Below are 9,362 nucleotides of genomic sequence, written 5' to 3' on the forward strand. Positions count from 1 at the left end.
TCAAGACGGCGAACTCGGGTTACCTGACCCGCCGTCTGGTCGACGTGTCGCAGGACTGTGTCGTGATCGAGGAAGATTGCGGCACCGAGCGCGGCATGGAAATGCGTGCGATCATCCAGGGCGGTTCGACGATCGCCTCGCTGGGCGAACGCATCCTCGGCCGCACGACGCTCGAAGATGTCGCCGACAAGGACGGCAACATCATCGCGCCCGTCGGCACGCTGCTCGACGAAGCGACGACGCAGCGGATCGAAGATGCCGAAGTCCAGTCGGTCAAGATCCGTTCGCCGCTGGTCTGCGAAGCGACGCTGGGTGTCTGCGGCAAATGCTATGGCCGCGACCTCGCGCGCGGTACGCCGGTGAACATCGGTGAAGCTGTCGGCGTCATCGCCGCGCAGTCGATCGGTGAGCCCGGCACGCAGCTGACGATGCGTACGTTCCACATCGGTGGTGCGGCGCAGGTTAACGAACAGTCGAACGCCGAAGCGATTTCGGACGGCACGATCGAGTATCGCGACATGGCGACGATCGTCGACCAGCGTGGCCGCCGACTGGCGCTGTCGCGTTCGGGCGAAATCGCGATCATCGACAGCGAAGGCCGCGAACGTGCGACGCACAAGCTGCCCTATGGTGCACAGATCATGCACAAGGACGGCGAGAAGGTGAAGAAGGGCGACCGGATTGCCGAATGGGATCCGTTCACCATGCCGCTGATCACCGAAAAGCAGGGCGTCGTGAAGTATCAGGATCTTGAGGACACCAAGACCCTGATCGAACAGGTCGACGAAGCGACGGGTATCGCCCAGCGCGTCGTGATCGAATATCGCTCGGCAGGTCGCGCCAAGAAGGAAGACCTTCAGCCGCGCCTGACGCTGCTCGACGACCAGTCGGGCGAAGCGGCACGCTATCTGCTCGCGGTCGGCACGATGCTGTCGGTCGAGGACGGTCAGGAAGTGCAGGCGGGCGACGTTCTGGCGCGTGTCAGCCGCGAAGCGTCGAAGACGCGCGACATCACCGGCGGTCTGCCGCGTGTTGCCGAGCTGTTCGAAGCGCGCATCCCGAAGGACAATGCGGTGATCGCCAAGATCAGCGGCCGCATCGAATTCGTGAAGGATTACAAGGCGAAGCGCAAGATCGCGATCGTTCCGGAAGAAGGCGATCCGATCGAGTATCTCATTCCCAAGTCGAAGGTTCTGGAAGTGCAGGAAGGCGATCAGGTCAAGCGCGGCGACGCGCTGATCTCGGGCTCGCCGAACCCGCACGACATCCTTGACGTCATGGGCGTGGAAGCGCTGGCCGAGTATCTGGTCGCGGAAATCCAGGAAGTCTATCGACTGCAGGGCGTGAAGATCAACGACAAGCACATCGAGGTGATCGTTCGCCAGATGCTGCAGAAGGTCGAGATCACCGAAGGCGGCGACACCACGCTGCTGCCGGGCGAACAGCTCGATTATCTGGAGATGATGGAATATAACGCCAAGCTGCCGAAGAATGGCGTGCCGGCAGAGGGCCGTCCGGTCCTCCTCGGCATCACCAAGGCGTCGCTGCAGACCCGCAGCTTCGTTTCGGCGGCGTCCTTCCAGGAGACGACCCGCGTTCTCACCGAGGCTTCGGTGCAGGGCAAGATCGACTCGCTGCAGGGCCTCAAGGAAAATGTCATCGTCGGCCGCCTTATTCCGGCGGGTACCGGCGCCGCCATGAACCGCGTGCGCGTTACTGCCTCGTCGAAGGATGCCGCGCTTCGCGCCGCTATGCGCGCCGCGAACCAGGAGCATCTGATCGCCCCGGCGACCGCCGCCGAAGAGCATGCTGCCGAATTGGCACAGGGCCCTGAAGCGGCGATCGGCGATGATCCGCTCGGCAAGGTGCAGGGTGAAGACTTCACCACCGGCGAAGTGCTGGTCGAAGAGCGCCCCGGAGGCGAAGGCGAGGAATAAGTTTCCTCGAGCCTTTGGCTGACAGAAAAAGGCCCCGCCGGAGCGATCCGGCGGGGCTTTTTCTTTGGCGCCAAACTGATAGCTTGCCTCGTTCAACGGGGAGGAGAGGACGATGCGGATGTATATTCTGGCGGCGGCGATGCTGGCGGGCTCGGCGCCTGCGGCCGCGCAGGACAACAGCAATATCATGGGCGAAGTCGTCGTGACGGGGCAGCGCGCTTCGGCCGACTATCTATCTGACGAACAGACGGTCGTCGGCTTGCGGCGCCCCGCCGACAGCGCGATCCAGTCGGTCAAATTCACGTCGGATTCGCGCGATGCCGATGTTCGCAAGCGCGAGATCCACGCGATGATCGAAAGTGCGATCCGCCGCGCCGACGCCGCCGGGGTCGAACTGGTCACTGGCGAGTTCGAGCTCACCAAGGTGACGCTCGCCAATTATCGCGACCTCGCCTTTTCGGGCGGCGGCCGTCCCGACACGAGCGAAATTTCGGTTTATGTAAAAGCGAAGCTGGGCGGATCGGTCGGCAGCGCACAATCGCGGATCGACAATTTCATCAAGGCCGTGCCCGCCGAGGGACGCGCGCTGATGGAGCGGCGCGGCGCGATCACACTGACGATCATCAACCCCGATCAGTATCGGCCGGAGATCGTCAAGCTGGTCGCCGCCGAGGCGCTGAAGACCGCAGGCGCGTTCGGGACCGACTATGGCGTCGAGGTCGCGGGGCTCAACGAACAACTGATCTGGGCGCAGGCAAGCGCGACCGAGGTGTTTCTGTACATCCCCTATCGCTTTACCGTTCGCCCCAAATGAAAAGGGCCCACCGGGGTGGCCGGTGAGCCCTTGGTCCTGGGATTGTGCGGGCCGGTGCGACGACGTGGCTCTTCTCGAGCGGCCGGCCCGGGCTGTCCTTAGGGCGCGAGGATCGCGACGGCGAGGTACAGCAACAGAGGGAGGCCGAAGCCGAGGAGCGTCAGGGCGACAAAGGCGACGCGCGTCCACAAGACATCGATGCCGAACTGGTCTGCCATCCCGGCGCACACGCCGAAGATCATCCCGTTACGGCGATTCTTGCGAAAACCCTGGTTCATTTCTTTCCTTTCCATCCCGGCCTTCGCGGCCGGCGTTTTCGGGTGAGGGGTGGAGGTCGTTCGCCGATCAGACGATCAGCGAACCGACCTGCGCACCATTCTGGCCGACGATCGCGAGCAGCATCACCGAGGCATAAAGCGAAGCGAAAGCAGCAAGGGCGTAGCTCTTGACGGCGTTAACGTTGAAATGGGCCATGATATTATCCTTCCTTGAACCTTCCATCCGGACCATCCGGTGGATGCCGACACTAATGCAGGGACCGTGCCAATCTTGTTCATTGGCGGTTAAGTGCGGTTTTTTGGTTCGAGAAAGAATATTTCAGCGCAAATTTTGCGATAGATAGGCAATAATTCCCGATGATGGGAAAAATTTTGTCACGACCTTGCGCGAGTTGGGCTGGAATCGTCGCAAGGGGTGCGGTAGGCGCTGGGCAGGATGACGCTGACCCGCCTTTCGCTGACCGATTTTCGAAATCACGCCGGCGCGGACATGGCCGCCGCAACGGGCCTCGTCGCGCTTCATGGCGACAACGGTGCGGGCAAGACCAATATACTCGAGGCGATTTCGCTGCTCGCGCCGGGGCGCGGGCTACGCCGCGCCGCGCTGGCGGACATGGTGCGCGACGGTGCGAGCGGCGGCTTCGCGGTTTTCGCCGAAGTGCAGGCGGGCCCCGACCTGCCGCCGGTGGCGCTCGGCACGGGGATCGAACCCGCACATCCCGGGCGGCGGATCGTGCGCGTCAACGGCGCTTCTGCCGCCGCGACGGCGCTCGGCGAATGGCTGGGGGTATTGTGGCTGACCCCTGCAATGGATCGGTTGTTCGTCGAGACGGCGGGCAACCGGCGGCGCTTCCTCGACCGGCTGGTACTCGCACTCGATCCGCGACATGCGCAGCACAGCAATCGTTATGAGGCAGCGCTGCGCGCGCGGGGTAAGCTGCTGGCCGATATCGGAAGCGCCGACGGGCAATGGCTGACGAGCCTCGAAGCGCAGCTCGCCGAACATGGCGCGGCAATGGACTTGGCGCGGCAGACGATGCTTGCGGGGCTGTCGGCCGAGTTGGCAACGCAGCCGGACGCGCCGTTTGCGCGCCCGCTGCTGACGTTGATCGATGCCGAGGGCAGGCCGCGCGAAGCGGTGCATGATGTCGAGGCGCTCAAGGAGCTCTTCGCATCGCGCCGCCGCATCGATGCTGCCGCGGGGCGCGCGACTGCGGGGCCGCACCGCGACGATTTGTCGGCCATCCATGCCGCAACGGGCCGCGCGGCGGCGCGCTGTTCGACGGGCGAGCAAAAGGCGATGCTGCTGTCGCTCGTCCTCGCGCACAGCGACGGCGTGGCGCGCGCACGCGGGCAGCGGCCGGTGCTGCTGCTCGACGAGGTGGCGGCGCATCTCGATCCGCTGCGCCGCGGCGCGCTTTACGAACGGCTGGCCGGGCAGGGTGGGCAGGCGTGGTTGACCGGAACCGAGGCGGCGCTGTTCGACGACATGCCGGGGCCGGTGACGCGCTTCCACATCGACGGCGGCCGGATCGCCGCAGGTTAGAGGATTTCGTGCACCCGGTCCTGCGGACGACAAAGACGCGCGCCCTTGTCGGTCTCGACGAACGGGCGTTCGACATAAGCGGGATTCGCGGCCATCGCGGCGATGATTTCATCGTCGCTCGCATCTTTGAGCCCGCGTTCCTCGGCATCGGTGCCGCGCAGGCGCAGCGCGTCGCGCGGGGCGACGCCGGCGTCGGCGAACAACTGGCGCAGCTTGTCGGCGCTGTACGGATTTTTGAGATATTCGACGACGCTGAGCCGGACGCCGGGCGTTTCCTGAAGGATCGCCAACGTCTTGCGCGAGGTGCCGCATGCGGGATTGTGCCAGATGGTCGCGTTCATGGCGCATGTCCTAACGCAGCCTTACAGCAGCGTAAACTCGCTATTCATGGCATATATGGCACATCTTCCCGCATGAAGGGGAACCACCAGCTTGCCTTTCGCGGCCCGAACACGACTTATGCGAAGTCGAGGGACCGCCTAAGGGCGGCCAATGCGGGGTTGTTGCTCAAGTGAATGAATTGATCGATCGCAGGGCGTTGCTGGCCGGGATCGCTGGAGTGGGGGCACTGGCCGCCACGACGGTGCGTGCGCAGCTCCCGAACTGGATTCAGCAGCCGGTGGCGCCTTTGCCGCCGCCAGTTGATTATCTCGCCGTGGCGAAGAAACAGCTCGCGATGCAGGGACGTAATATCCCGCAGAGCGACCGCGTCGGCGTCGTCGATTTCGGCTTGCCGTCGTCGCGCCCGCGCTTTGCGCTGGTCGACATGATCGCTGGCAAGGTCGAAATGTTCCCGGTCACGCACGGCCGCGGGTCGGATCCGCAACACGACGGCTGGCTCAAGAGCTTTTCGAACCGCGTCGGCAGCCTCGCGACCTCGCGCGGCGCCTATCGTACCAGTGATTATTATTGGGGAGCGAACGGGTCGTCGATGCGGCTCGCGGGGCTCGAGCCCGACAATTATACGGCCGACCAGCGCGCCATTGTCGTGCACGGGGCTTGGTACGCCGATCCGGCGCTGATCGCGACGCAAGGCAAGCTCGGACGCAGCGAGGGCTGTTTCGTATTCGGCGAGGAACTGCTGCCGATGATCCTCTACAAGCTGGGGCCGGGGCGGCTGCTCTTCGCCGATCAGCTGAGCGTGCATCCGCCGCAGCCGAAGCCTTTCGGGCTGCCGCCCGCCGATCCGCTGCCGGGCATGGAGAATCTGCGCCGCGCGAGCTCGATCAGTGGCCCGCTGCCGAAGACTGCGGATTAGGCACTTCAGTCTGCTTCGGGCGGCTTCCTGACCCGCTGCCCCCAGCGAAGGCGGGATCGCAATCGGCCCTGTGCCATGCTTGCAGCTGCCCTCCGTTTTTGCGGGAGTGACGGCCAATGGTCCCGAACCGGATACTGCTCAGTAGATCCCGCTGGTCCCCGGCGTCGTCACACGTGTTGTGGTCGTCACGGTCGGCACCACCGGTGGAGCTTGCGGTGCGATGATCGTCGCGGTGGGGCGACCGGGCTGGGCGAAGCTTGCGACCACGGGCGCATCGCGGCCGTAGATGTCCGCAAACTTCTTCACCCCGCCCTTGCCGTCGGGAACGACGGTCCAATAGGCGACATAGACGGGGAACGGGCTATCGAAGCCGAAGCGCGTCGTCTTGCCGCTCGCGATCGCCTCGCCGAATTCCTCGGGGCTTTTCCCCGCAAACATCACCGCCATCAGGCCGGAAAAATGCAGTGCGCGCTCGGTACGGATGCAGCCGTGGCTGAATGCGCGCGCGGCAGCGTTGAAGGCGCCCTTCGACGGTGTGTCGTGAAGGTAGATGGCGTGCGGATTGAGCATCTCCATCTTCATCACGCCGAGCGCATTGTTCGCACCGGGCTGCTGCACGACCGACAGCGTCTTGCCACTGCCGGTCCAGGTATAGCCCTGCGCGCGCGCCGATGAAGGGTTGCGGGCGATCGTCGCGCCGATGCCTTCGTCGATGATGCTGCGCGGCAGCGTCCAGGTGGGGTTGACGATGATTCCGGTCGCCATCGGATTGAGCTGCGGCGTCGGGGTCGACGATTTGCCGACGACGGCCTTGTGGGTCGCGATGATTGTGCCGCCATGGACGACGCGGGTCAGATATTCGGGGACATTGCTGACGACATAGCGTTCGCCGAGGCTGCGCGGCATCCAGCGCCAGCGTTCCATGTTGACGCGGATCGCATTCGCCTCGGCGGTGGTCTTCGCCTTTTTTAGCGAGGTCTTGAGTGCCGTGAAATCGGGATGGACGGGGTCGAGGCTCGCGAGCGTTTCGCGTACCGTTCCGGCTCCGAGTGCGGCGGTCAGCAGCGTGAGCAGCGGCTCGCTGTCGCCGTCGCTGTCGACCATGAACCACTGCTTGCGGGCGGCATTGGGCGTGCGCCCGTCGCGCAGGTGCGTTGCGAGCAGCAGGAAGCTGTCGGTCGCGGTTTTGTCGAGCTTCGCCTGATCATTGCCCAGGATCGCGGCCGCGAGGCCATCGGGATTGTAATCCTGCGCGAACAGGCCTTCGTCGCCCACTTTCTCGATAAAGCTCAGGAGCGCGGTCGCATTGTCCTCCGACCAGCTCGGCATGTCGATCTGCACCGCGACGACGGGGGCGTCGTCCTTCACCTTGTCGGGTTGCAGGATCACCGAATCCTCCTTGACCTCCTGCGCGATCGCGGGGGCCGCGAGCAGGGTCAGAGGCAGGAGGAGCGTCGCAGTGTGACGCGCGGAAAAGGGAGCGTTTTTGGCCATGGTCAAAGCCCATAGCCAAAAACCATTCTCAGTTAAAGTGAGCTAGGACACGCTCTGTCGCATGGATCTCGGTCAGGCCTTCGCCTCTTCGTCTTGCCGCGCAAGCCATTCTTCGAGCCACTTGATCGTATAGTCGCCGTGGATGACGTCGGGATCGGCGAGCAGCGCTTGATGGAGCGGGATGTTCGTCTTCACGCCGCCGATCACCATTTCCTCGAGCGCGCGGCGCATCCGCATCATGCAGCTTTCGCGGCTGCGGCCATAGACGATCAGCTTGCCGATCATGCTGTCGTAATAGGGCGGGATCGAATAGCCGGCGTACAGCCCGCTATCGACGCGCACGTGCATTCCGCCCGCGGCGTGATAGCTCGTTACCTTGCCGGGCGACGGCAGGAAGGTACGCGGATCCTCGGCATTGATGCGGCATTCCATCGAATGGCCGCGGAATTCGAGGTCTTCCTGTTTGACCGAGAGACCCATGCCGCCGGCGATGCGGATCTGTTCGCGGACGAGGTCGAAGCCGGTGATCATCTCGGTCACCGGATGCTCGACCTGGATGCGCGTGTTCATCTCGATGAAGAAGAATTCGCCATTTTCCCAAAGGAATTCGATCGTTCCGGCGCCGCGATAGCTCATCTTGGCCATCGCATCGGCGCAGATGCCGCCCATGCGCGCGCGTTCCTCGGCCGAGATGATCGGCGAGGGGGCTTCCTCGAGCACCTTCTGGTGACGGCGCTGGAGCGAGCAGTCGCGCTCGCCGAGGTGGATGGCATTGCCCTTGCCGTCGCCGAACACCTGGAATTCGATATGGCGCGGGTTGCCGAGATATTTTTCCATATAGACGGTCGGGTCGCCGAAAGCGGCGGCCGCTTCGGACGAGGCCTGACCCATCAGGCTTTCGAGGCTGTCTTCGTCGGGAACGACCTTCATCCCGCGCCCGCCGCCGCCCGATGCGGCCTTGATCAGCACCGGATAGCCGATTTCCTTCGCGAGCCTCTTGGTCTCTTCGCTGAAGGTCACCGCGCCCGGCGAGCCCGGAACGACGGGGAGGCCCAGCGCGACCGCGGTTCGCTTCGCCTCGACCTTGTCGCCCATCGTGCGGATATGCTCGGGCTTCGGGCCGACGAAGACCATGTTATGCGCTTCGATGATCTCGGCGAAGCGCTCGTTCTCCGAGAGGAAACCATAGCCCGGATGGACCGCGTCGGCGCCGGTGATTTCGGCGGCCGCGATGATCGCGGGGATGTTGAGATAGCTGTCCTTCGCGGCCGGCGGGCCGATGCACACGGCCTCGTCGGCGAGGCGGACGTGCATCGCGTCGGTGTCGGCGGTCGAATGGACCGCGACCGTCTTGATGCCCATTTCGTGGCACGCGCGGTGGATGCGCAGCGCGATCTCGCCCCGGTTGGCGATCAGGAGCTTTTCGATAGCCATGTGGTGGCTCAGCCGATGGTGAACAGCGGCTGGTCGAATTCGACCGGCTGGCTGTTCTCGACATGCACGGCCTTGAGCGTGCCCGCGGCGGTTGCGGTGATCGGGTTCATCACCTTCATCGCCTCGATGATCAGGATCGTGTCGCCGGCCTTCACCGCCGAGCCCACAGCGGCGAAGTTCGCCGCGCCGGGTTCGGGCGCGAGATAGACGGTGCCGACCATCGGCGACTTCACCGCATCGGCGAAATTGTCGGCTGCGGGCGCTGCGGCAGCCGGTGCCCCGGCGGGGGCGGCAGCGGCTGCGGGCGCAGCGACCGGCGCCGGCGCGTAGGCGACGGGCGCGGCAGCAGCGGTCAGCGTGCGCGCGACGCGGACCTTGCGGTCGCCGTCTTCGACTTCGATTTCCGAAAGCTGTGTGTCGTCCAGCAATTCGGCCAGCGCGCGGACGAACGCCGGATCGATGTTGATGCCATTGTCTTTATGGTCACCCATGAGAATTTTCCTGTTGTTGCGGCGTCGCCGTGGCAACGCCCAGACCCCGTTTTTTGATGCGCCCTATTGTCAGAGACGGGCGGCGGCGTCCAGCGCCAGCGTATAGCTGT

General features: G+C 64.5%; 9 protein-coding genes and 1 pseudogene. 4 read left to right on the forward strand and 6 right to left on the reverse strand.

Annotated features, from left to right (window positions below; genetic code table 11):
* Both JHC57_RS18735 and JHC57_RS18740 read left to right on the forward strand, forming a co-directional pair.
* Nucleotides 1–1,937: pseudogene (locus tag JHC57_RS18735) on the forward strand (DNA-directed RNA polymerase subunit beta'); the annotation flags it as partial.
* Nucleotides 1,938–2,049: 112 nt separating this feature from the next.
* A complete protein-coding gene (locus JHC57_RS18740; protein ID WP_294031961.1) occupies nt 2,050–2,751 on the forward strand; it encodes a TonB-dependent receptor in 702 nt (233 codons plus the stop codon).
* A 98-nt stretch (nt 2,752–2,849) separates the two neighbouring features.
* Here the strand turns inward: JHC57_RS18740 and JHC57_RS18745 are convergent, their stop codons facing one another.
* Entirely contained in the window at nt 2,850–3,029 is a 180-nt protein-coding gene (locus JHC57_RS18745) for a PspC domain-containing protein (protein ID WP_058816939.1), read from the reverse strand.
* 67 nt (nt 3,030–3,096) lie between these two features.
* Complete coding sequence (locus tag JHC57_RS18750) at nt 3,097–3,225, reverse strand: hypothetical protein (protein WP_294031964.1); 129 nt, start codon at nt 3,223–3,225, stop codon at nt 3,097–3,099.
* Between the two features lie 240 nt (nt 3,226–3,465).
* Between JHC57_RS18750 and recF the strand changes: the two genes are divergently transcribed.
* A complete protein-coding gene (gene recF, locus JHC57_RS18755) occupies nt 3,466–4,575 on the forward strand; it encodes a DNA replication/repair protein RecF (protein ID WP_294031966.1) in 1,110 nt (369 codons plus the stop codon).
* Here the strand turns inward: recF and arsC are convergent.
* Complete coding sequence (gene arsC, locus JHC57_RS18760; RefSeq protein WP_294031968.1) at nt 4,572–4,916, reverse strand: arsenate reductase (glutaredoxin); 345 nt, start codon at nt 4,914–4,916, stop codon at nt 4,572–4,574. The two genes, recF and arsC, sit on opposite strands and share 4 nt — an antisense overlap.
* Nucleotides 4,917–5,134: 218 nt before the next feature.
* Here arsC and JHC57_RS18765 point away from each other — a divergent pair, with 218 nt between their 5' ends.
* A complete protein-coding gene (locus tag JHC57_RS18765) occupies nt 5,135–5,833 on the forward strand; it encodes a murein L,D-transpeptidase catalytic domain family protein (protein ID WP_294031970.1) in 699 nt (232 codons plus the stop codon).
* Nucleotides 5,834–5,971: 138 nt separating this feature from the next.
* On the opposite strand, the gene JHC57_RS18770 is transcribed toward JHC57_RS18765, so the two are convergent.
* The 3 genes from JHC57_RS18770 to accB all read right to left on the reverse strand — a co-directional run bounded on the left by JHC57_RS18770 (nt 5,972) and on the right by accB (nt 9,252).
* Nucleotides 5,972–7,327, reverse strand: coding sequence for a L,D-transpeptidase family protein (locus tag JHC57_RS18770; protein WP_294031972.1), 1,356 nt, complete (start codon nt 7,325–7,327; stop codon nt 5,972–5,974).
* Between the two features lie 72 nt (nt 7,328–7,399).
* Complete coding sequence (accC, locus tag JHC57_RS18775) at nt 7,400–8,761, reverse strand: acetyl-CoA carboxylase biotin carboxylase subunit (RefSeq protein WP_294031974.1); 1,362 nt, start codon at nt 8,759–8,761, stop codon at nt 7,400–7,402.
* Between the two features lie 8 nt (nt 8,762–8,769).
* The gene (gene accB / locus JHC57_RS18780; protein ID WP_294031975.1) at nt 8,770–9,252 is read right to left on the reverse strand and encodes an acetyl-CoA carboxylase biotin carboxyl carrier protein; all 483 of its coding nucleotides are present in this window, start codon (nt 9,250–9,252) and stop codon (nt 8,770–8,772) included.
* Between the last annotated feature and the right edge of the window lie 110 nt (nt 9,253–9,362).

This window comes from Sphingopyxis sp. (genome assembly GCF_016463645.1).
In the GTDB taxonomy this organism is placed as follows: Bacteria; Pseudomonadota; Alphaproteobacteria; order Sphingomonadales; family Sphingomonadaceae; genus Sphingopyxis.

Excerpts from the sequence above, each read along its gene's own strand:
- JHC57_RS18740 (WP_294031961.1), top strand. The coding sequence starts at position 2,050 with ATGCGGATGTATATTCTGGCGGCGGCGATGCTGGCGGGCTCGGCGCCT.
- JHC57_RS18745 (WP_058816939.1), bottom strand. The coding sequence starts at position 3,029 with ATGAACCAGGGTTTTCGCAAGAATCGCCGTAACGGGATGATCTTCGGC.
- JHC57_RS18750 (WP_294031964.1), bottom strand. The coding sequence starts at position 3,225 with ATGGCCCATTTCAACGTTAACGCCGTCAAGAGCTACGCCCTTGCTGCT.
- recF (WP_294031966.1), top strand. The coding sequence starts at position 3,466 with ATGACGCTGACCCGCCTTTCGCTGACCGATTTTCGAAATCACGCCGGC.
- arsC (WP_294031968.1), bottom strand. The coding sequence starts at position 4,916 with ATGAACGCGACCATCTGGCACAATCCCGCATGCGGCACCTCGCGCAAG.
- JHC57_RS18770 (WP_294031972.1), bottom strand. The coding sequence starts at position 7,327 with ATGGCCAAAAACGCTCCCTTTTCCGCGCGTCACACTGCGACGCTCCTC.
- accC (WP_294031974.1), bottom strand. The coding sequence starts at position 8,761 with ATGGCTATCGAAAAGCTCCTGATCGCCAACCGGGGCGAGATCGCGCTG.
- accB (WP_294031975.1), bottom strand. The coding sequence starts at position 9,252 with ATGGGTGACCATAAAGACAATGGCATCAACATCGATCCGGCGTTCGTC.